The organism is Kitasatospora misakiensis (genome assembly GCF_042656005.1).
Classification (GTDB): Bacteria; Actinomycetota; Actinomycetes; order Streptomycetales; family Streptomycetaceae; genus Kitasatospora; species Kitasatospora misakiensis.
Map to the genome: position 1 here is coordinate 1 of NZ_JBHSOF010000033.1, position 21,431 is coordinate 21,431.

Here is a 21,431-nt window from a genome sequence, read left to right on the forward strand (position 1 = left end):
ACTCCCGGACCGGTCACACCATACGAATCAGCGACCCGCGAAGTACGGGTCTAGACGGAGGGCCCGGGTCAGTCACCAGCCGGTGGCTGTCCCGGGCCCTCCGTCTGCGAGTAGGCCAGTCCTTGAGCACGGCCGGGGCCAGCACACTTCAGTACTGGCCCCGACGGGCTTGGTACCGCCCTGGCCTGGTCATGTGCCGTGGGGGAATGAAGTGGCAGTCCCGGGCCAGGACGGAGCTACCTGCGAGAGAACGACCAGCCAACGCGACGGTGGCGGCCCGGCCGCCTGCTGGCGAGGTGTTCCTCACCACGCGTGGCGGCTGAGACGGGGCCCGCTGGTTCATCGTTGAGGAGGATCGAGCGCCACACCCGGTCCTGGAGTTCACGGATACAGGGCCCACAGCCGTACATCGCCGCCTGGGCGCCGGCAACGGTGGCTGGGCCGATCCAGAGGACTCGGGTCCACTGCTGGCCGCAGTACAGCCAGCAGAATCCGTCGACCCAGCGGTTGCCGTCGTCGGTCGACGGCGGGTCGGGCAACCCTCCGCGGGCGAACTCGGTGATGCCGGGGATCACCATGTGCGGCACCGCCAGCTCGGTCAGCACAACGTCACCTCCGGTGTGGCTCGCCGCCAGGCGGGCTGCTGGGAAGGTGACCTGCCTCCGTGACGCCGGGCGCGACCGCGTCGGGGGGCCGCAGCCCGTCGGCCGGTGTCCACTCGTGCTCCAGGATCGAGTAGGTGATCGAGTCGCGCCATGCGCCATGGACGAAGACGTGGTCGCGGATGCGGCCGTCCTCGGTCATGCCGGCACGGAGGAGCGTCCGCGCGGACGCCTCGTTGAGCGGTGAGCGAGCGGCCCAGATGCGGTGCAGGCCGAGGACGTTGAAGCCGAGCTCACACAGGAGGTGCACGGTCTCGGTGCCGAGTCCCTTGCCCCACTCCGCCCGGTGGAGAGCGAAGCCGATGGTGGCGGCCTGTTGGGGTTCGGTGGCCAGGCGGGCGTACCCGATCAGCCGGTGGTCGCCGAGGTGGGTGACGGCGAGGCCGTACTCGGTCCTCGGGCTGTCCTTCGCCGAGTTCATCGAGCGGTCGATGATCGCCTGGACCTGTTCGCGGGTGCGCGGCTCGAAGCTGAGGTGCCGGGTGGCCTCGGGGTCGCCGTAGACGGCCAGGAGGGCGTCGGTGTCCTCGTGTTCGATCTCGCGCAGTGCCAGGCGGGGGCTGGCCAGGTGGACTGGGGTCATGGCTGCGGAGCCTACCTGCGCGGTCACCGGATGAGGACCGATGTCGGGGTAGCGGTGAACGCCTCGATCTCCTCACGCAGATCGGCCGCCGCCCCGCCGACTCGTCGGCTGCCGGACGGCAGGGCCGCGTAGACGCGCTGGGCACTGCTGGTGATGCCGAAATTCCGCTGCTCGATGGGCAGGTCGAGCACGGGCCGGACGGCCTCGGCCGCGCCGTCGATCTCTCCTCGGGCGAGGCGGGCGAGTGCGAGGTCAGTCTGGGCCCCGGCCTCGTCGCCGAAGGCCCACTCGTCCTCGGTGGCAGTGCGGTAGGCGGCGACGGCGGCCTCCGCCTGGCTCTCGCCGAGCGCGGGATCCTCGCCGAGGTGCACGGTGGCCTCGGCAACGTAGTAGAGCTGGCGGGGCACCGGGAAGGTCATGATGCCGCCGAAACCATCCAGGTCGTCCGGCTGGGCCATGGCGCGGGTGTCCTCGGCGCGCTGGATGGCGGCGCGGGTCGCCTCGCCATCGCCGAGCAGGGCGTGGGCACGGGCGGAGAGACAGGCAAGCCAGACGCTCGTGGTGCCTCGGACGTTGCCAGCGGCAGCCTGTCCGAGGTCGGCGTAGTCGGCGGCCTCGGCCGGGCGACCCGCCCAGTAGGAGATGAGCGACTGGAGTGACCGCACCCAGGCGCGCATGGCGTGGTGGTCGGCGTTGTCCGCGCAGACGAAGGCGGTGCGGGCCTGCATCATGGCGGCGCCCGGGTTGCCCAGGTCGTGGCTGGCCTTGGCGAGCATGCCGGAGGTGATGCCGGCGAGCAGGTACAGCTCGCGGGCCTGCAGGGGCTTGACGCGGCCGTGCTCCAGCAGGCGGAAGATCAGGTCCTGAACCTCGACGAGGTCGCCGAGTAGGGTCGGCAGGGCGAGTTTGGGATACGCGACGGTGAGTCGCCGTACCTCGTCCTGGATCTGGCCCAGGGTCTCCGGGCCGACACTGCTTCCTTCCGCCATCGCGGTGAAGCGAAGCGCACGACGAGCCGCCATCGCGACCTGCCTTTCCAATTCCGTGGTGCCCGCGTCGAGGCGGGTCTCGCTGCTGAACGGGCCACCCGCAGGCAGTACCTGCGCCTGCTCGGGTGGGAGGAGGACAGGGACCGGCCGTGGCGGCGGAACGACGACGAGCGGGGACGCCACACGGACGTCGGGCCGTGCGGGTGCGGGTCCGAGCAGTTGGTCGACGCTGACGCCGAACATGGCTTCCAGGACCCGGCACTGGTCCGGGTAGGGACGGGTCTTCACGGCACCGCCGTACCAGCGCTCGAACTGCCGCTTGGATACCGACAGCCCAGTCAGGCGCGGGTCGGTCTCAGCCTCGGCGAGCCGGGTCGCGGCACCTTCGAACCGGATCCTGAAGGTCTCGTAGACCTGCCAGTGCCGCTCCAGCGTCAAGACCCGTAAGAGCGTGGGAGTTTCAGCCACCGCAGATCCTCTCCGGTCCCTGTTCGTCTGATTCGACGATAGCCACGAGCGTTCGGCAGGAAACCCCTTCGGCGGCCTTGCGGCCCAGATGACGGCAGCCATGACGGCAGTCATGACGCACGGCATCGTCGACCGCTCCTCAGTGCCGGAGATGACGGCGCGTTCGTGACGGCGGCCACGTCGTATCGGTGCCGCAGGCTCCAAGGCCATGCTGAACGGCACTTCGCTTTCCGTGAATCTCCGACAGCGAAGCGTGAGATCGGTAGCTGCGAACGGCAGCACCGTCCGAACCACCCCATCCAGCACTACGTGCACACCGGCTCCGCTCGGGGCCGGCAACGGGAGGGAACCGATGGACAGCACCTTGACCGGTCTGGCCGGGCAGATCGCCCAGCTGGACACCGTGGACTCCGCCCAGTTGGAGCGGATGCGCCACGAGGCCCTGACCGCCCAGGCGCCCTGGAAGGCGGAGTACGGCGCCTACCAGTCCGGCGGCTGGTGGACCACCTCGCTGATGAACGCCTCCGGCGACGCGGCCGACGTGACGATCGGCGACTGCACCGCCCGCCCGACCGGCCTGCTCGGACGGATGCCGGCCACCGCCGCGTTCCTGGCCGACCTCGGCCTCAACTTCATGTGGGTGCGGCTCGCCCGGCTGGAGGGCAACGCCTTCCTCTGGGAGCACCGCGACTACGACGAGCTCGACCAGGTCGAGCGGCACCGGCTGCACATCCCGCTCCACACCAACAGCTCTGCCTTCCTGGTCACCGGCGGCACCAAGGTGCACATGGCCGGCGGCCGGATCTGGCGGCTCACCCCGACCTACGCACACGGGGTGTGCAACCTGCTCGGCCCGGACCGGATCCACCTGATCGCCGACGTGTACGCCGACGACGCCTACCGGCGGCTGGCCCGCCGCCCCGCGCTCCACCCGGCTGTCGCGGAGCCGCTGCCCGCCGCCGACCAGACGGTCCTGGCCGAACGGCTGGAGACCGCCCGCAACATGGCCACCCTGGGCTACACCGAGGCGGCCGAGCGGATGCTGCTGCGGCTCTTCTACACCTACGCCCTGCCCGAGGGCACGGCCTACGACCTGATCGCCGAACTGCACACCTCTCTCGGCGACTTGGAGGCCGCAACGCGCTGGACGACGGCCAAGCACCGCCTGCTCGCCCTCACGGCCTGACCGCCCCAGGAGCCCGCACCCGCGATTCCCATACTCCGAAGGGAGAAGCGCATGCCCACCCTGCAACTGGCAGAGATCACCCACGCCAACCGGCCTGCCCAGCTGCCGCTGCTGTCCAAGCTCGCGGACATCCTGGCCACCTCCCCGGCCGTCACCCACCTGATGGTCCGCGGGTCACTGGCCCACGGCACCGCCGACCGCCTCTCCGACGTCGACTTCGTCGTCGGCGTGCACGACGCCCAGCTGCCCGCCTTCGTCGAGACCTTGGACGGCCTGATGTCCATCGAGGCTGGCGCCCTGCTGCCCGGCTGGCGCGACACGATCGTCGCCGACCTCGGCGGCGTCGGGATGGTCTTCCTCGTCCCCGACGACGGGCGGCTCCAACAGATCGACCTCTACCTCGCGCCCGCCTCCCGCATCCCGCGCCTGCGGGAGACGGTCAGCACCGCTGTCATCCTCGACCGGAAGCCCACGCCGGCGGCCACGCCGGACATCGCGGTGGCCGAGAGCTTCGCCGCCGCCTTCCTCGCCCAGCCGCGCACGTGCACCGAGTTGCTGATCGAGCACCTGGTCCTGGCCGTGCTCCTGCACAAGCGGATCAAGCGCGGCCAGCGGTTCGTCGCGTACTCGGAGTGGCACCGGCTGCACACCGCGACGAAGGACCTCATCAAGACCGCCCTCGCGCCGGCCTCGCAGTTCTGGGGCTGGTACCAGCTGCGCGAGGAGATCGCCGTCACCCCGATCGGCCGAGCCTGCCTGGGCGACCTGGACGCGGCGGTCAGCGGCCCCGCGATCCCGGAGGCGACCGACGTCAACGCGGCGATCGAGCGGGTGCTCGCCCTGGTGGAGCGGGCCTGCCCGCAGGCGCTCGACGGCCTGCACGACGCCGTCACCGCCTACCGCACCTATCAGGAGCTGGTGTGAACGCACTCCACCTCGCGGGCCCGGCCGTCAGCCGGGCCCGCGAGAGCCTGACCGCCGTCTTCTTCGGCGGCGTCGTCCCCGCCTCCGCCGAAGAGGAGATCCTGGCGGAGGAGATCGGCCGGAGCCTGGCCCGGGCCGGATACGAGCTGCTGCACGGCGGCTACAACGGCCTGATGGAGGCCGCCGCGCGCGGAGCCGCCTCCCAGGGCGTCACAGTCACCGCGGTCACCCTGGTCGGGAAGCACGACGAGTGGGGCGCGTTCAACCCGCACGCCACCATGTCCGTCCACCTGCCCGACCTCGGCGCCCGGCTCAACCACTACTTGGACCACGCCGACGTGATCGTCGCCATGGGCGGCGGCGTTGGCACCCTCCACGAGCTGACCGCCGCGCTCTACTACGCGACCACCATCCGCCCCGTGCCGGTCTGCGTCGCCGGCCCGGCCGCCCTTCGCCTCCTCGCCTTCCTGCACGAGGAGAAGTGGCTCTTCGAGACACCCACCCGGCCCCTCGGTTTCCTGCGCGCCGCCGCGACCGCCGAGGACTTCCGCACCCATCTGGCAACGCTCGACAGCAGCACGATCGGAGGAGCATGACCACCAGCCCGACGCTGGCCGGCCTCGCCGCCCGCCTCGCCGAGACCGCCTGCGTGAACGCCCCGTTCAAGCTCGCCGACGGCACTCAGCTGAGCGCCTACTTTGACGAGTACCGCCTCGCCGCCGACCCCGAGCTGCTGCGAGACACCGCCAGCGCGATGACCCCCCTCATCCCCGACGACGCCCAGGCGCTGGCCGGCATCGAGCTGGGTGGCGTCCCGCTCGTCGTCGCCCTGTCGGCCGCCACCGGCCTGCCCGCCGTCTTCCTGCGCCGCCGACCGAAGGGCTACGGTTCCCGCCGCCAGATCGAGGGCGCCGACATCACTGGCCGACGCACAGTCCTGGTCGACGACGTCGTCCGCTCCGGCGGCCAACTGCTCACCATGGCCCGTACGTTGCGGATGGCCGGGGTGCCGGTCACCGATGCCGCCTGTGTCCTGGAGCGCCCGCTCGGCGGTCGCATGCTGCTGGCCGAGCACCGCGTCGCCCTCCACTCCCTGCTCACGGAAGCCGACCTGCCCGCCCAGGGGACCGGTGATGCCGCGTGAAGCGGGCCGTCCTTTTCGACCTCGACGGCGTCCTCGTCGACAGCCGAGCCGCCCAACTCACCACGCTGGCCGGGTACGCGACCTCGGCGCTCGACCGGCGGATCACCGTCGCCGACCTACCGTCCGACGCGGCCACCACACCGCGCGAGCAGGTGCTGGCGAACCTCGGCCTGCACGGAGCAATCAACGAGGACGGCTGGGACGCGGCCACCGCCACCGCCAGCCTCCACGCCGAGGTCTTCCCGTTCGTCACCGATACCCTCACCGGGCTCCGGGCCGCAGACGTCGCCACGGGAATCGTGACTCTGCGAAGCCGCCGCAGGGTCAACTGGCTCCTCCCGCCTAACGTTCTCGCCCTGATCGACACCGTCGTCTGCTACGAGGACGCCACGCCCAAGCCAGCCCCTGACGGCGTGCTACTCGCCCTGGACCAGCTCGGCGTTGCGCCGAACAGCGCCGCGTTCGTCGGCGACATGGACGTCGACATCCACGCCGCCCGCGCAGCCGGTGTCAAGGCCGTCGGCGCAGGTTGGGGCTTCGCCGGGCCCGAGGCACTCACGGCAGCGGGTGCCGACCTGGTTCTGCCGCACACCACAGAGCTCGCCGACGTACTGCTCCTTCTGGTGGGCGCCGAGCAATCATCCGAGTTCGCCAAGCGATCTTGACGCCGGACCCGCTACTCTGGGTGGTGCAGCCCGTACAGGATCAACGGGTCCACTTCGGGCTGCACCACCTCAGAGCATCGGATCTGGAGTCATGGTCTACACCGTGGGGGCGCGAGCTATCTGCGCCGAGCTGGAGAACTGAGAACCACTCAGTCCTCGTTCTCGGCCCGGCTCGGCGTGTGAACACCCCCCACCTCTCCCACGACTCTTCCGTGAGGGCCATACCGCCATGCGCTCGACGCAGATCCGCTCCACCTTCCTGGACTTCTTCACCTCCCGCGGCCACCGCCAGGTCCCGTCCAGCCCGCTGATTCCCTCCGACCCGACCCTGCTGCTGGCCAACGCCGGCATGAACCAGTTCAAGCCCTACTTCCTGGGCGAGGTCACCCCGGAGTACCGCCGCGCCACCACCATCCAGAAGTGCGCGCGCACCTCCGACATCGACAACGTCGGCCGCACCAACCGGCACGCCACGTTCTTCGAGATGATGGGCAACTTCTCCTTCGGCGACTACTTCAAGGCCGACGCCATCGCCTTCGCCTGGGAACTCCTCACCGAGGGCTACCAGTTGGAGAAGGACCGGCTCTGGATCACCGTCTACGAGGACGACGACGAAGCCGAGCAGCTCTGGCGCAAGATCGGCGTTCCCACCGACCGGATCCAGCGCCTCGGCATGGAGGACAACTACTGGTCCATGGGCGTCCCCGGACCGTGCGGGCCCTGCTCCGAGGTCAACTACGACCGCGGGCCGGCCTTCGGCCGCGAGGGCGGCCCCGCCGTCGACGGCGAGCGCTACATGGAGATCTGGAACCTCGTCTTCATGCAGTACCAGCGCGGCGAGGGTGACAAGAAGGGCGACTTCCCGATCCTCGGCGAACTCGCTCAGCAGAGCATCGACACCGGCCTCGGCCTCGACCGCCTCGCCGCGATCCTCCAAGGCGTCGAGAACGTCTGCGGCACCGACCTGCTCCTACCCACCCTCAAGACCGTCCAGGAACTCGCCGGCCGCGACTACCCCGGCAGCGGTGAGCAGAAAGTCTCCTTCCAGGTCGTCACCGAGCACGCCCGCTCAATCGCTTTCCTCATCGCCGACGGCGTCCTGCCCGCGAAGGACGGTCGCGGCTACGTCCTACGCCGCCTGATGCGCCGCGCGATCCGCCACGCCCGCCTGCTCGGCATCGACGGCCCGGTCCTCCAGGCCGCCACGGCGAGCGTCGTCGGCAACCTCGGCGACGTCTGGCCCGAGCTGACCGCCCAGTCCGCGCTGATCGAGCAGGTCGTCACCGCCGAGGAGGAGTCTTTCACCCGCGCCCTCACCCAGGGCACCCGGCTGCTGGACGCCGCCATCACCCACACCCGCACCACCGGCTCCACCTCCCTCGCCGGAGACACCGCCTTCGAACTGCACGACACCTACGGCTTCCCCGTCGAGCTGACCATCGAGGCCGCCCGCGACGCCGGGCTGACCGTCGACGAGGACCGCTTCGCCAGCCTGCTCACCGAACAGCAGCAGCGAGCCAAGGCCGGCGGCAAGGCCAAGACCTCCGAGGCCCTGCGCCGCCAGGACGCCTACCGCGAGCTGTCCGCCCGCCACGGCCGCACCGACTTCGTCGGCTACGACCGACTCACCATCGAGGCCACCGTCCTCGGCCTGATCTCCGACGGTGCCGTCGTGGCCGGAGCCGACCAGGGCAGCACCGTCGAACTGGTCCTCGACCGGAGCCCCTTCTACGCCGAGTCCGGCGGCCAGGTCGGCGACACCGGCACCATCCACACCGCCGACGGCGCCGTCCTCAAGGTGCTCGACACCAAGCTCGGCCTGGAGGGCTTCCACGTCCACACCGTCCGCGTCCTCGAAGGCGAGATCCGCAGCGGCCAGCTCGCCGAGGCCGTCGTCGACGGCGGACGCCGGGACGCCGTCGCCCGCTCCCACTCCGCCACCCACGTGCTCCACGCCATGCTCCGCCGCACCCTCGGCAACCACGCCCGCCAGCACGGCTCCCTCGTCGACGCCGGACGGCTCCGCTTCGACTTCGCCCACTTCTCCGCCGTCGACCCCACCCAGCTCGCCGCCATCGAGGCCCTGGTCAACGACCACCTCCTCGACGACCCCGAGGTCCGCATCTGGCACGCCACCCGCGCCGACGCGGAGGCCGCAGGTGCGACGGCCCTGTTCGGCGAGAAGTACGGCGACCACGTCCGCATCGTCGACATCGGCGACTTCTCCCGCGAACTGTGCGGCGGCACCCACGTCGGCCACGGTTCCAACGCCGGCCCCGTCCGCATCCTCGGCGAAGCCTCCATCGGCTCCAACCTCCGCCGCATCGAAGCCCTCACCGGCCGCGACGCCCTGAACTACTACGACACCGAACGCCGCCTCCTCGAAGAAGTCTCCACCCTCCTCGGCACCCGTCCCAAGGACGCCCCCGAAGCCTTGCGCAAGCGCCTCGACGCCCTCACCACCGCCCAGCAGGAACTCAGCCGCCTCAAGGACGCCGAGCTGCGCGACCAGGCTCAGCGGCTCGCCGCGTCCGCCCGCGCTGTCACCAGCGGCCGAGTCATCGCCGAGAGGCTGACTGGCCTCGGCCCCGAGGACCTCCGCCACCTGGCCGTCGAGACCACGGCCCTCCTCGACGCCGACCGCGCCGTCGTCGTCCTCGGCAGCGAGCACCAGGGCAAGGCCCTGCTCGCCGCCGGGATCACCCGCGCCCTCCACGAGGCCGGCACCCAGGCCAGCCAGATCCTCTCCCCCGCAGCCCGCGCTGTCGGCGGCGGAGCTGGCGGCAAGGGAGCCGTCGCCAGCGCTGGCGGACGCCGCATCGAGGCCCTCGACGAGGCCCTCGCCATCGCCGCCCAGGAAGCCGCAAAGCTCCTCGACCGGTAGCACGGAGCTGCCCCGCACCGCGCTCTGTGGGCGTGTCCCCAATTTGGGGACACGCCCACAGGGCTCTTCCTATGGCGGTCAGCCTGTAGGCAGGGCTTTCAGGAGAACGACGCTCCTGTAGTTGGTCACATCCCACCGCCAGGTGCCGATCGGCACGTACCCCCGTCGGCGGTACCAGCCGACCAGCTCGACCGCCTCGTCCGACGTGTCGATGACCACCTCGGTCGCCCCGAGAACAGTGATCCGCTCCTCCGCCAGGGTCAGCAACCGTTGCCCAAGCCCCGTCCCCCGGTACGCGGGGTCCACCGCCAGCTGCCAGAACGAACCCGCGCCCGTCGGGGCCGGGTAGCTCTCCGGCGCCTCGTACGGAGCCGCTACCGTCACGGTGCCCACCAGCTCACTCCCGGCCAGAGCTATCCAGCACTCACCCTTTCCCAGGCGGTTGGCCGTGTCCTGGACGGACTGGTACGAGGCAAAGAAGACTCGCCCAGCGACGACGTGATCGGAGTAAGCGCGGTGAAGCAGGCGCGTCAGTGCCTCGACGGAGTCACCCTGGATGAAGCGCCGCACCACGACCGGTTCGCCGGGGCGTGGCGACATCGACCTTCGAGCCGATCGCCTGGTCACGTGATCAAGTTTCCGGTGATCCGCGACCTGCCGCCCGCTGAACCGTGATCGCTGTTCCCGATCAGGCCCCTCGACCAGGCAGAACACGATCGTCCGTGGTTGCAGTTCTGGTTGCATTCACCCCCGTCCGGCACCGTTCAGAGCCCAGTCAGCGAGCTGTTCCGCCGCAGGTCAGGACGCATATGGACAGCCCCGGACAGCCGGACGAACATTTGGAAAGCGTGTTGGGGGCAACCTCACGAGTTCGAATCTCCCCCGCCTTCACGAAGGCCCGGACCGTGTCACACGGTCCGGGCCTTCGTCGCACCCACCCCGCGTTGGTACGTCATCCTTGTGCTCCCGGCTGGTTCCGGCAGGCCATGGATGTCTTCCTATGCGGTGAGGTGCCCCATCAGTAAGAAGAGCGGATCGGCACTGGCCGCATGGCTGCGTGGTCTGGACGCAGCTGCGTTGGAGCGCGTCCTGGCGGCTCGCCCGGACGTCGTGTCGGCTCCGGAGCCGCGGTCGGTCGGTGAACTGGCGGACCGCCTCCAGCGCCCGGCGTCCGTGGCGTTGGCCCTGCCCCGGCTCGCGCTGCCGTGCCTTCAGGTGGCGGAGGCCATCGCCGCGCTGACGGCCGTGTCACGGGACGACCTGGCGGGCCTCCTGGACGCGACGCACGGCGACCGCGCCCACGGATTGGATGCTGTCCTGGAGACGCTGGCCGACCGCGCCCTGGTGTGGCCAACCGGCAATGGGCTGCTGCACATGGCGGCGCCGCTGCGGAACGCATGGGGCTCACCCCTAGGGCTCGACGCACCGCTCGTGCACCTGCTCGCAGGCTCGAACTCCGACGATCTGGGCCGCATGTTGGCAAAAATCGACGTCAAACCTGCCACTAACAGAAAAGAGATGCGGCTGGCGGCGCTGGTCGACCATCACAGCGATCCGGCTCGGGTCGCCGCGCTGGTGGCCAAGGCGCCCGCAGCCACCCGGAAACTCCTTGAGCGGCGGGCACGTGGGGCTCCGGAGCGACCGGGCTTCATCATGTTCGGGACTCCGGCCGACTCCAAGCCCGGCGAGCAGTGGGCGCTGGAGCGGGGGCTACTGATCCAGGACCGCTACCGGTACGGGTCGGCCCGCATGCCCGCGGAGGTGGCACTCGCACTGCGCGGCTCCGACTGGCACGCCCCGTTCACACCCGTCCCACCCGGTGTGCGGTCGGTGCCTGCCACCGTCTCGGACATCGACCGAGAAGCCGCAGCCGCTTCGATGGCGTTCGCCGCCCATGTCGCGTCCGTCCTCGGGGTGTGCGCCGCCGCTCCCCCGGCTCGGCTGAAGGCCGGCGGGATCGGCGCCCGCGAGCTGTCCCGGATCGGCAGGGCGGCACAGTGTGACGAGATCGTGGTGCGCCTGGCGCTGGAGGCGGCGAGCGCGGCCGGGCTACTGACCCGGGACGGCGACCGGGTCGCGGCGACCGCCGCCTACGACACCTGGGCCGAGGAAGAACCGGCCGACCAGCTCGCCAGGCTCCTCCGGGCCTGGTGGACACTGCCGCTGACCCCCGGCGGGAGCCGCGACGAGAATGGGAAGGCTCTGCCGGCGCTCGCCGGGGCACCGGCCTGCGGAGGCTGCCTTCAGGCTCGACACGGGCTGCTCACGGCTGCGGCGCAACTCCCGGCCGGCGAAGGCGCGGCGAACCCGGCGGAACTGGGGGCGCTGCTCGTGTGGCTCCGCCCGCTCGCCGACGAACTCCCCCAGGACGCCACGCCGTTCGCCAACCTGATCCGCGAAGCAGAACTGCTCGGGGCGCTCGCCCGTGGGGCCGTGTCCCCTATCGGGGCCGCCCTGCTCGCCGACGATGCCGAAGCCCTGGCCGACGCCTGTCGGCGGCTGCTGCCCGCCGCCAGCGGGACCGCCCGATTCGGCAGCGATCTCACCGCCGTGGTCACCGGTACGCCGTCTGCGCATCTTCTCGCGCTACTGGACTCCGTCGCGGACCGGGAGAGCGCCGGGACAGCGTCCGTCTGGCGGTTCAGCCCGGCCAGCGTCCGCCGCGCCCTCGATGCTGGTCTGACCCCCGACACCTTGGCGGCCGATCTGGCTGACGTCGCCGTCGAACCGCTCCCCCAGCCGCTCTCGTACCTGATCCACGACACCGCGCGCGGCCACGGCCGGGTTCGCGTCGCCTCCGCCGCCTGTGTGATCCACGGCGAGGAGCCCGCCCTCCTGGCCGAGCTGGCCGCGCACCGCAAGCTCACCCAGCTCGGGCTGCGGTTGCTGGCGCCGACGGTGCTGATCAGCCGGACCCCGCCGGACAAAACGCTCTCGGCGCTGCGTTCCGCGGGCTACGCCCCCGTCGCCGAGAAACCAGACGGGTCCGTCCGCATCGAGCGGGCCCAACGCCCCCGCGCGGCGAGCCCGGCCCCCCTGCCCAGCGGCAGGTCCCGCCCACAGCGGTCGGGCGACCGCCCCGCAGACGTTCGGACCGCCGTCGACCTGCGCGCCCTCGCCGCCCGTCTACGGGGTGCCCCACAGGACGTCCCGGAGCCCGATCCGTACGACGGCCGCCCCTACGACAGCGACACCGAGGAGATCATCGCCGGGTGGGCGCGCAACCTCCCCTTCACTGATGTCCGCCAGTTGGCCCATGCCGTCAACAACGGCCAGGCCATCACGGTCGAGTACGTAGCCACCTCGGGCAACACGACTGTCCGCACGCTCAGCCAACTCGAACTGGACGCCCCCTACCTCCACGCCTGGTGCCACCTGCGGAATGACGACCGCGTGTTCACCCTCTCCCGCATCCACGGGGTGATGCCCTCATAGCTCCGGGCGGGATCAACACCACCTCGAAGAGGCGCCTGGTTGCAGTTCTGGTGGCATTCACCCCCGTCCAGCACCGTTCACCGCCGAGCCGAGGAACCACTCCGCCGCAGGTCAGGACGCCTATGGCCGTCCCCAGACGGCCAGGCGAACATGTGGAAGGCGTATTGGGGGCGACCCCTCACGAGTTCGGATCTCGTATCCTCCGCCGGCAGAAGGCCCGGACCGTTTCGACGGTCCGGGCCTTTGTCGTCTCCTGGTGGGCGGGCGGGGCGGGTGGGTCAGTGCTTGGTCACGAAGATGTATGCGGCGGTGCGGGTGGGCAGTTCGGTGGTTCGGCCGGATCTGGTGACTGTGATGCCGGCGGGCGAGGGTGTGACGTGGATGGTCGCGTCGGGGTGGATTCCGATGTGGTGCAGGGTGGACATCAGGTGGGTGTCGGTCTGGCTGACGGTGGGGCCTCTCTGGTCCAGGCGCTCGGCGATGCGGGCGCGCATGGGGGCCACGCCTTCCTCCTCGAGCTCCAGGATGGTGCGGAGGTACATCTCGGTGGTGTCGATGAGTCGGGACATGTGGTGGGTCAGGCGGGGGTCTCGGCGGTGGCGGTCAGGACCGCGCGGCCGAGGGTGTGGCCGGCCAGGGCGAAGCCGAGGGCGGCCGGGGTGGCGTCGGCCGCCACGCCGACGGACTCGACGTCGAGGGCGTGCACCACGACGAAGTAGCGGTGCGGGCCGTGCCCGGCCGGCGGGGCGGCGCCGATGTAGCGGGCGGCGCGGGCGTCGTTGGGGAGTTGGAAGGCGCCCTCGGGCAGGCCGGAGCCGGTGTCGTCGCCGGCGCCCTCGGGCAGGTCGGTGACGGTGGCGGGGATGTCGGCGACCGCCCAGTGCCAGAACCCGGAGCCGGTCGGGGCGTCGGGGTCGTAGACGGTGACGGCGTAGCCCTTGGTGCCGGCCGGGGCGCCGCTCCAGGACAGCTGCGGGGAGACGTCCTTCCCGCCCGGGACGCCGAAGATGCCGGAGAACTGCTCGGGCGACCAGGCGGCGCCGTCGGTGACGGTGCCGCTGGTGACGGTGAAGGGGACCGCCTCGGGGAGGCGCGCAAAGGGGTCGTTGGCGCTCAAAGCGTCGTTCCTTTCGACTGCGGGGTGGAGGGCCCTGCTGCCCTCGCCTCTCGCACGATCGACGATAGCATCAATAATCGATTATCTGTCGAGTCGTCTATGCTGACGGGCATGACTCAGGCGGCCCACACCCCGACCTCGTCGGGGAAGCAGATGCTCTCCGAGCAGGTCTACGCGAGCCTTCGGGACGCGATCATGCGTGGGGAGTACGGCCCGGGTGACGCCCTCAAACCGCAGGAACTCGCCAAGCGGCAGGGCGTCAGCCTGGCCGTCGTGCGGGAGGCGCTCCTACGGGTGGTGGGCGAGGGCCTCGCCGACCGGCTGCCCAACCGCGGCTTCGCCGTGCCGGCCTTCTCCGACCGCCGCTGGCAGGAGATCGCGGAAGCCCGCCGAACCATCGAACCGGTCATGCTGCGGATGTCCGTCGAGCGCGGCGACCTCGACTGGGAGGCCCGCGTACGAGCCGCCCACCACCGCCTGGCCCGTACCCCGGCGTACGTGCCCGAGGAGGGCGGGTACTACAGCGCCGCCTGGTCCGAGGCCCACCGGGTCTTCCACCGGACCCTGCTGGAGGGGTGCGGCAACCCCGTCCTCCTGGAGACCTTCGACCGGATGTGGACCGCGAGCGAGCTCGCCCGCCGCTGGTCGGCGCACCGCGCCCCCGAACGGGACGGCATCGACGAGCACCGCCGGCTGGAGGAGGCGGCACTGGCCCGGGACGCCGACACCGCAGCCGCGGAACTGGTCCAGCACCTCACCCAGACCGCGGCCAAACTGGCCGATCGCGACCCCGACCGCGAGGAGCAGGGCCGGACGGACGGGGCCTAGGACATCCCCGCCGGGATCTTCGCAGGCGGGATCTCCGCAGGCGGGGCCTCCTGCTGCTGCGGCAGGTCGCGGCGCGTCCGGACCGGTGAGAGGAAGACGGGCAGGAAGGCCGTCGACAGGAAGGCGGCGCCCACCCAGAGCGTGGTGTGCACGGTGGCCAGCTCGCCGATCACGCCTGCCACGGCGGCGCCGACGGCGAGGGCGCCGGTGAGCAGGAAGCGGAAGGTGGCGTTCATCCGGCCGAGGAGCGCGTCCGCCGTCGAACGCTGCCGCAGGCTCACGCCCAGCACGTTGTCCACACCTACCTTGAACATGGTCAGCAGCCAACCGGCCCCCGCCAGCCAGAGCCAGGGACCACGCCCCAACAGCGGGACCAGCAGCCCGGCGGGCGCCAGCAGCAGACCCAGCAGGCCCAGGGTGCGGCCATGGCCGAGGCGCCGGGCGATGGGCCGGGCGCAGCGCGCGCCGAGCAGGAGGCCGACTCCGCCCGCCGCCCAGAACAGGCCCAACGCCTCGGCCGGGAGGTGGAGTTCTCGGACGAACAGGACCGGAAGCACGGTGTTGATGATCTGGGAGCCGAGGTTGCTCAGGGCGGCGGTGAGTGCGAGGGCGCGCAGCTCGCGGTTGCCGAAGACGTGCCGCAGGCCCTCGGCGATCTGCGCCCTCAGCCGCGTGGGGCTCCCGGGCGACGGCGGGGCCGGCCGGGGCGTGCGGCGGATCGCGGTGAGGCGCAGGGCCGAGGCCAGATGGCCCACGGCCGCGCAGGCCACGGCCACGGGGGCGGTGAGCAGGTGGACGAGTTCCCCGCCCGCGCCCCGGCCCGCGACGTTGCCGGCGGCGATCAGGCTCACCACGGAGGCGTTCGCCCGGACGAGACTGTCGCGGCCGACGAGCTGCGGCAGCACGCTCTGCGAACCGATGTCGAAGAAGACGGTGGCGAAGCCGTTCATCAGGACGGTCAGGTACAGCTGGCCGAGCGTCAGGGAGTCGAGCCACCAGGCCAGCGGGACGGTGGCGAGGAGGGTCGCTCGCATCAGATCGGCGGTGATCAGCACCCGCCGATGACGCATCCGGTCCACCCATGCTCCGGCCGGCAGGCCGATGAGGAGGAAGGCGGCGGTGCTCAGGGCGGACAGCGCCCCGACCTGGCCGGGACCGGCGTCGAGGGCGGAGACGGCGATGAACGGGACGGCGACGTAGCCGATGTTGGTGCCGAGCTGGCTGAGCGTCGTCGCGGTGAACAGGGTACGGAAGTCGGCTTTGCGCCACGGTGATTCGGCCGACGCGGTCACGGTCATCCGATGCTCGATCCGGAGGGTCGCCGCGGCGCTTCCACGGCGGATGCGGCGGACGGGGCAGGGGCGGGGACGGGGGCGGGGGCGGGTGCAGCGGCGGGGGCAGGGCTCTGCCGGCGCGTCAGTCCGACGCCGACGAGCACCAGCGCGATGCCCCCGACGACGCGCAGGCCCACCCGCTCACCGAGCACGATCGCGCCCAGCGCCACCGAAACCACCGGCAGCAGATAGCCGACGGCCGCGGTCGTGGTGGGGCCCACATCGGCGATGAGCCGGGAGTTGAGGTGGAAGGTGATCCCCGTGCCGAGGACGCCCAGGGCGGTGACGGCGGCCACCGCGGTGAAGGTGGGAGCGGACAGGGCCGTGGTGGTCCCCGTGGGAAGGGCGAGGGCGCTGAGGCCGGTCGCGGCGAGGAGTTGGGCGGCCGAGAGGGCCAGCGGGGCGGTCTGCCGGCCGATGAGGTGTCGGGCCATGTAGGCGAAGGCCACCGCGTAGCTGACGGCCGCGGCGAGCAGGGCCGGCACGCCCCAGCCGGTCAGGCCGCCCTGCTGCCACGGGGCGAAGATGACCACCGTGCCCGCGAAGCCGAGCAGCAGGCCGGCCAGGCGGACCGGACGGAGGCCGCGCTCCGTGCCGATCGCGACGCCGATGGCCAGGGACCACAGCGGAGTTGTGGCGTTCAGGGCACCGGCCATGCCCGAGTCGACACGCTGTTCGCCGATCCCGAAGAGGAAGAACGGCAGGGCGTTGCAGAGGAAGGCGGCCACCACGAGGTGGCCCCAGGTCCGGCGGTCGCGCGGGAGGCGCTGGCCGCCGGAACGGGCCAGGACCAGCAGCACACCCGCCCCCAGCGCGCAGCGGATGACGGTGATGTGGAGCGGGGACAGGCCGCCCTCCAGGGCGAGCTTGATCCAGAGGAAGCCCGATCCCCACAGCAGGGCGAGGACGGCCATGCGTACGAGGGTCCCGCGTGAGCCGCTGAGCACTGTCCGCCTCCTGGTGGTTTCTCCTTCCCGTACGGTGCCGCGCGGGCCGACGTAAGACAAGCGAAAAGATCTGGATGGAGAGTTAAGCTGCTCTACATGCTTGATATGCGGCGTATGCAGGTGCTGAGGGCCGTGGTCACCAGTGGATCGGTCACCGCGGCGGCGCGGAATCTCGGGTACACGCCCTCCGCCGTCAGCCAGCAGATGGCGGCGCTGGAGAAGGAGGCCGGGATCGGCCTGCTGGAGCGGACCGGGCGGGGCGTGCGGCCCACGGAGGCCGGGCGGCTCCTCACCGAGTACGCGACCGTCATCGGCAGGCACGTCGCCGAGGCGGAGACCGCGCTCGCCGAGCTGCGGGCCGGGCGGACGGGGCGGGTGGTGGTCCGGTACTTCGCCACGGCGGGAGCGACGATGGTGGCCCCCGCCGTGGCGGCGCTCCGCCGCGAGCAGCCGGGCGTCCAGGTCGAACTCAGGCTGAGCGACGCCGAGGACGCCCTCCTGGAGGTGCGGGAGCGTCGGGCCGACGTCGCCCTCGTGGTCCGGTCGCGGGACAAGGTGACCGTCGACGGCCTCCGGTTCGTCCACCTGGCCGACGACAGGTACGTCGCCGTACTGCCCCGGGGGCACCGGCTCGCCTCGAAGCCGGCGCTCGACCTGATCGACCTCGCCGACGAGCCGTGGATCGGCAGCGACCAGCCCGGCGCCTGCCTGGACCCCGTCCTCGACGCCTGCGGTTCGGCCGGCTTCAGCCCGGACTTCGTCGTCGAGAGCGGGGACTACGCCACCGCGCAGGGGTTCGTCGCCGCCGGGCTCGGGGTGGGCCTGGTCCCGGCGATGGGGCTGGGCAACCGCCACCCCGAGGTGGTCGTCCGCGAGGTCCGCAATCCCGAGCCGGTGCGAGCGATCTACGCGGCCGTACGGGAGCCGGCTCCCGTCCAGCCCGCGCTGCACCGACTGCTCGACGCGCTGCGGAGCGCGGCCACCCGACTCACCGAGCGCTGAGCACGGCCCGGGCGCTGAGCACAGCCCGGGCTCTCAGTGCTCTCAGTGCACCGCGGCCGACACCGCAGCCGCCGCGGCCGAGGCTGCGGCCACCCTCGACGTGATCGCAGGCGAGCGCCGCCACCTGCTCAATCTCGGCTACCGCCTGCTGGGCTCGCTCGCCGAGGCGGAGGACGCGGTGCAGGAGACGTACGCGCGGTGGTACGCGATGTCCCGGGAGCAGCAGGACGCGATCGCCTCACCGGCCGCGTGGCTGACCCGGGTGGCGGGGCGGATCTGCCTGGACCTGCTGGGGTCGGCGCGGGTGCGGCGGGAACGGTACGTGGGGGAATGGATCCCGGAGCCGGTGCCGGGCCCGGCCGAGTGGCTGACCGGCCGGGCGGACCCGGGCGAGGCCTCCTCCGAAACGGCGGACCCGGCGGACCGGGTCACCCTGGACGAGTCGGTCGGCATGGCCTTCCTGGTCGCGCTGGAGGCGATGACCCCGGCGCAGCGGGTGGCGCTGATCCTGCACGACGTGTTCGAGTACCCGTTCGCCGAGGTGGCGGCGGTCACCGGCCGGACGCCCGCGGCCTGCCGGGAGCTGGCCTCCTCGGCCCGCCGGCGAGTACGGGCCGCCCGCCCGGGCGGCGCCGCCCCCGACTCCGCCACCTCGGCCACCTCCGCCGCCGGCCAGGCCGCCCTGGTCCGCGACTTCCAACGCGCCTGGCACACCCAGGACCTCAACTCCCTGCTGGCCCTCCTCGACCCCGACGCCGTCTTCACCGCCGACGGCGGCGGCCTCGCGACCACCGCCACGCGCCCGATCCACGGCGCCGAGCAGATCGCGCGCTTCATCGTCGAGGTGTCCCGGCAGGTCCAGGCCACGGTGACGCTGCACGAACGGCCGGTCAACGGACGGCCCGGACTGCTGGTACGGAAGGGGGGCGAGACCTCGGCGGTGTACGCGTTCGATGTGGTGGCCGGACGGATCGCCCGGATCTGGGTGGTGCGGAATCCGGAGAAGCTGCGGTTGTGGGGTGCCGAGTGAGCCGGTCGATCCGGCCCGAGTTCTGATCCCGCGCCCTCCGCCGGTGCCCAGTAGGGCAGTTGAAGGCCCGGACCGTGTCACACGGTCCGGGCCTTCGTCGTGTCGTGGTGTCGGTTTCGGTCCGGCTCTCACCGGGCGGAGAGGCGCGACGGCCGCCTCACGCCGTCGGGGTGGCGGCGAGGAGGCCGGTGGCGCGGTCCGCGGTGAGGACGCCGAGGATGTAGCCGTCCTCGTCGACGACGGGCCAGACCGCCAGGTGCTTGATCCGCATCGCGAGCGCGGCCAGCGGCAGCCCCATGGTCGGCCAGGTGAACGGGCCGCGCTGGTGCCTGGTGGCGCTGATCGCGGTCGGCTCGGCGGACCGGGAGCGGGCCAGGAACGGATGGAGTCCGGCGCGGGTGACCAGCCCCTCGCACCGGCCGTCGTGGTCGCGGACGAGCAGGTACTCGACGCCGGCGCCGCGGAGGACGTCATTGGCCTGCTCGACGGTGCTGTCGTCGGCTATCCGGTAGTCGCAGGGTTCCATGGCGTCGGCGACCGTGAGGTCCTGGCCGGGCCGCGGTGGATGCGGGGAGTGCGGCGAATGCGGGGAGTAGGTGGTCACGGTGTTCACCGGTCCCGTCTCCGGTGGCCCACGAGGGGCCGCCGGACTGTCCTTCACCCAGAACGAAGCCGGAACGGGTACCGGAATACGGGTTGCCCTGGATGTCTCCGAGACTACTCCGTCGGCGAACGGCCTGGAGGGGGCAACGGCGGAGTAGCCTGGGAGGCAACCGAGGACATTCCGCACACCGGCAGCAGCGTCGACGTCGCCCTGGGTCATGACGGGTCCCTCGTGGACCGGACGGGCGGCCTCCCATGATGCCGATTCCTCTCCCCAGCTCTGCCGGGCCATGGACGGTGCCCGGCGTCCCGCTGCTGCCACGTCTGGTGCTGGAGCCGACGATGTCGCGGGACGGGATCTTCGACGGCGCCTGGTGGCCCCGCTCGAACGACGTCGCCGCCGAACTGCCCGATCTGCTCACCGCGCTCGGCGCGCACGTCGGACGCATCCTCCGGGTCGGCCTCGACACCTCCGCGTGGGCCGGCGTACCCCGCTCCGTCGCGGCGAACGGTCTGACGATCAGGATCAACCGGTTCGCCGGCAGCGACGAGACGATCAGCGTCACCCGGGGCTTCCAGGACCACTTCCTCCTCCTCGTGGTGCCCCCCGGCACCGACCCCGCGACGGCCGCCTCGGCCATGGCCGGCGCCTCCGCGACCGGCAACCACACCCCGGCGGCGGAACTCCTGCTCGCCTGACCGGCCCGGCCCGCCGCCGACGGGTCGGACTCGCGTCGGACCTGGGTCGGACCTGGGTCCGACGGCGGGAAGCAGACCGTGCTCCGACGCGGCGGCGCCCTTCCGGGCGGCATCGTTCACGGCATGACGACACGGCAGAGCGCGCCCCCCGGCCACGACACCACCGCCGACACCACCGCCCCGGCGAAGGCCCGGCTGCTCCCGGTGGAGTGGTCCGGCGACTCGCCCTTCCCCGGCCGGTGGGCCGGCGGGGTCTCGCTGGTGGTCGGCCCGTTGCTGTTGGGGACGGGAGTCCTGCTGCGGCTCCCCTTCCACTTCTTCTTCCCCGAGCAGCTCGCCGCCCGCACCGAGCACCCCGCCCTGATGGCGGCCTCCTACGGCGCCTTCGCCGCCGGGACCGTCCTGCTCTGGCCGGCCATCGCCACGCTCGCGGCCCGGATCGGCCGCCGCAGCCCCGGCTTGGCCCTGTGGGGCGGGATCTTCGCCGTCCTCGGTCTCTTCGCCCGGACCTTCCACGCCGGCATCGACCATCTCGCCTTCCAACTGGCCGACCGCCAGGGCGCGGAGGCGGCCACCCGGCTCGTCGGCGACACGTACGGCGCCTTCCATGTGTTCAGCGCCCTCAACCTCGCGATCATGGGCGGCTGGATCCTCCTCGCCGTGGGGGCCTGGCGGGCGCGGGTGCTCGGCCCGGTCCGTGCCGTCGCACTCGCGGCAACCGCCGCGCTGCCGCTCGGTGTCCTCAAAGGCACCACCCCGCTGTCGGTCGTGGCCGTCGCCGGACTCTGCCTCGCCCTCGTCCCGCTGGGGGTCACCGTGCTGCGCGACGGCCCGGTACCGCGCCGCGCCACCGTCCTGCGCTGGACCGCCGCCGTCACCGCCGCGGTGATCCTCATGACCCTGATCGGACAGGCCGGTTGACGCTGTACGG

20 protein-coding genes and 1 pseudogene are annotated in these 21,431 nt (G+C 71.9%); 12 read left to right on the forward strand and 9 right to left on the reverse strand.

Annotated features, from left to right (window positions below; genetic code table 11):
* Window positions 1-236: 236 nt before the first annotated feature.
* From ACFP3U_RS23205 to ACFP3U_RS23215, 3 genes are read right to left on the reverse strand one after another with little or no spacing between them, the layout of a single operon-like run.
* Window positions 237-605 carry a hypothetical protein gene (locus tag ACFP3U_RS23205; protein WP_380227550.1) on the reverse strand — a complete coding sequence of 123 codons (369 nt, stop codon included), beginning with the start codon at window positions 603-605 and terminating at the stop codon, window positions 237-239.
* A 4-nt stretch (window positions 606-609) separates the two neighbouring features.
* Entirely contained in the window at window positions 610-1,245 is a 636-nt protein-coding gene (locus ACFP3U_RS23210; RefSeq protein WP_380227551.1) for a GNAT family N-acetyltransferase, read from the reverse strand.
* A gap of 23 nt (window positions 1,246-1,268) precedes the next feature.
* Window positions 1,269-2,672, reverse strand: coding sequence for an ATP-binding protein (locus ACFP3U_RS23215; protein ID WP_380227552.1), 1,404 nt, complete (start codon window positions 2,670-2,672; stop codon window positions 1,269-1,271).
* Window positions 2,673-3,054: 382 nt separating this feature from the next.
* Here ACFP3U_RS23215 and ACFP3U_RS23220 point away from each other — a divergent pair, with 382 nt between their 5' ends.
* The 6 genes from ACFP3U_RS23220 (at window position 3,055) to alaS (ending at window position 9,505) form a co-directional block, all read left to right on the forward strand.
* The gene (locus ACFP3U_RS23220; RefSeq protein WP_380227553.1) at window positions 3,055-3,888 is read left to right on the forward strand and encodes an aspartyl/asparaginyl beta-hydroxylase domain-containing protein; all 834 of its coding nucleotides are present in this window, start codon (window positions 3,055-3,057) and stop codon (window positions 3,886-3,888) included.
* A gap of 51 nt (window positions 3,889-3,939) precedes the next feature.
* Window positions 3,940-4,812 (forward strand): hypothetical protein, encoded by an 873-nt coding sequence (locus tag ACFP3U_RS23225; protein WP_380227554.1) that lies wholly within the window; start codon window positions 3,940-3,942, stop codon window positions 4,810-4,812.
* A complete protein-coding gene (locus ACFP3U_RS23230; RefSeq protein WP_380227555.1) occupies window positions 4,809-5,408 on the forward strand; it encodes an SLOG cluster 4 domain-containing protein in 600 nt (199 codons plus the stop codon). The genes ACFP3U_RS23225 and ACFP3U_RS23230 overlap by 4 nt, the downstream gene beginning before the upstream one ends.
* Window positions 5,405-5,956, forward strand: a complete 552-nt coding sequence (locus ACFP3U_RS23235) for an orotate phosphoribosyltransferase (RefSeq protein ID WP_380227556.1) — start codon at window positions 5,405-5,407, stop codon at window positions 5,954-5,956. Before ACFP3U_RS23230 ends, ACFP3U_RS23235 begins: the two co-directional genes overlap by 4 nt.
* Entirely contained in the window at window positions 5,953-6,621 is a 669-nt protein-coding gene (locus ACFP3U_RS23240; RefSeq protein ID WP_380227557.1) for an HAD family hydrolase, read from the forward strand. The genes ACFP3U_RS23235 and ACFP3U_RS23240 overlap by 4 nt, the downstream gene beginning before the upstream one ends.
* Window positions 6,622-6,850: 229 nt before the next feature.
* Window positions 6,851-9,505: an alanine--tRNA ligase gene (gene alaS, locus ACFP3U_RS23245; protein WP_380227558.1), complete on the forward strand. Its 2,655-nt coding sequence runs from the start codon at window positions 6,851-6,853 to the stop codon at window positions 9,503-9,505.
* A gap of 78 nt (window positions 9,506-9,583) precedes the next feature.
* Here the strand turns inward: alaS and ACFP3U_RS23250 are convergent, their stop codons facing one another.
* Window positions 9,584-10,249, reverse strand: coding sequence for a GNAT family N-acetyltransferase (locus ACFP3U_RS23250; protein WP_380227559.1), 666 nt, complete (start codon window positions 10,247-10,249; stop codon window positions 9,584-9,586).
* Window positions 10,250-10,465: 216 nt separating this feature from the next.
* Between ACFP3U_RS23250 and ACFP3U_RS23255 the strand changes: the two genes are divergently transcribed.
* Window positions 10,466-12,940, forward strand: coding sequence for a helicase C-terminal domain-containing protein (locus tag ACFP3U_RS23255; protein ID WP_380227560.1), 2,475 nt, complete (start codon window positions 10,466-10,468; stop codon window positions 12,938-12,940).
* A 437-nt stretch (window positions 12,941-13,377) separates the two neighbouring features.
* Here the strand turns inward: ACFP3U_RS23255 and ACFP3U_RS23260 are convergent.
* Window positions 13,378-13,509, reverse strand: a pseudogene (locus ACFP3U_RS23260) (dihydrofolate reductase); the annotation flags it as partial.
* Between the two features lie 8 nt (window positions 13,510-13,517).
* On the reverse strand, window positions 13,518-14,057 hold the full coding sequence (locus ACFP3U_RS23265) for a YbhB/YbcL family Raf kinase inhibitor-like protein (RefSeq protein ID WP_380227561.1): 540 nt from the start codon (window positions 14,055-14,057) through the stop codon (window positions 13,518-13,520).
* Between the two features lie 111 nt (window positions 14,058-14,168).
* On the opposite strand from ACFP3U_RS23265, the gene ACFP3U_RS23270 reads away from it, so the two are divergent.
* Window positions 14,169-14,885 (forward strand): GntR family transcriptional regulator, encoded by a 717-nt coding sequence (locus tag ACFP3U_RS23270; protein ID WP_380227562.1) that lies wholly within the window; start codon window positions 14,169-14,171, stop codon window positions 14,883-14,885.
* Here the strand turns inward: ACFP3U_RS23270 and ACFP3U_RS23275 are convergent.
* Together ACFP3U_RS23275 and ACFP3U_RS23280 are read right to left on the reverse strand one after the other, a co-directional pair.
* A complete protein-coding gene (locus ACFP3U_RS23275) occupies window positions 14,882-16,183 on the reverse strand; it encodes an MFS transporter (protein WP_380227563.1) in 1,302 nt (433 codons plus the stop codon). The two genes, ACFP3U_RS23270 and ACFP3U_RS23275, sit on opposite strands and share 4 nt — an antisense overlap.
* Window positions 16,180-17,133 carry a DMT family transporter gene (locus tag ACFP3U_RS23280; protein WP_380227564.1) on the reverse strand — a complete coding sequence of 318 codons (954 nt, stop codon included), beginning with the start codon at window positions 17,131-17,133 and terminating at the stop codon, window positions 16,180-16,182. Before ACFP3U_RS23280 ends, ACFP3U_RS23275 begins: the two co-directional genes overlap by 4 nt.
* A 129-nt stretch (window positions 17,134-17,262) precedes the next feature.
* On the opposite strand from ACFP3U_RS23280, the gene ACFP3U_RS23285 reads away from it, so the two are divergent.
* Together ACFP3U_RS23285 and sigJ are read left to right on the forward strand one after the other, a co-directional pair.
* Window positions 17,263-18,168 (forward strand): LysR family transcriptional regulator, encoded by a 906-nt coding sequence (locus ACFP3U_RS23285; protein ID WP_380227565.1) that lies wholly within the window; start codon window positions 17,263-17,265, stop codon window positions 18,166-18,168.
* A 100-nt stretch (window positions 18,169-18,268) separates the two neighbouring features.
* Window positions 18,269-19,198, forward strand: coding sequence for an RNA polymerase sigma factor SigJ (sigJ, locus tag ACFP3U_RS23290; protein ID WP_380227566.1), 930 nt, complete (start codon window positions 18,269-18,271; stop codon window positions 19,196-19,198).
* Window positions 19,199-19,355: 157 nt separating this feature from the next.
* Here the strand turns inward: sigJ and ACFP3U_RS23295 are convergent, their stop codons facing one another.
* On the reverse strand, window positions 19,356-19,811 hold the full coding sequence (locus ACFP3U_RS23295) for a CBS domain-containing protein (RefSeq protein WP_380227567.1): 456 nt from the start codon (window positions 19,809-19,811) through the stop codon (window positions 19,356-19,358).
* Between the two features lie 245 nt (window positions 19,812-20,056).
* Between ACFP3U_RS23295 and ACFP3U_RS23300 the strand changes: the two genes are divergently transcribed.
* Window positions 20,057-20,500 (forward strand): DUF5994 family protein, encoded by a 444-nt coding sequence (locus ACFP3U_RS23300; RefSeq protein WP_380227568.1) that lies wholly within the window; start codon window positions 20,057-20,059, stop codon window positions 20,498-20,500.
* A gap of 123 nt (window positions 20,501-20,623) precedes the next feature.
* Window positions 20,624-21,421, forward strand: coding sequence for a hypothetical protein (locus tag ACFP3U_RS23305; protein ID WP_380227569.1), 798 nt, complete (start codon window positions 20,624-20,626; stop codon window positions 21,419-21,421).
* Window positions 21,422-21,431: the final 10 nt, after the last annotated feature.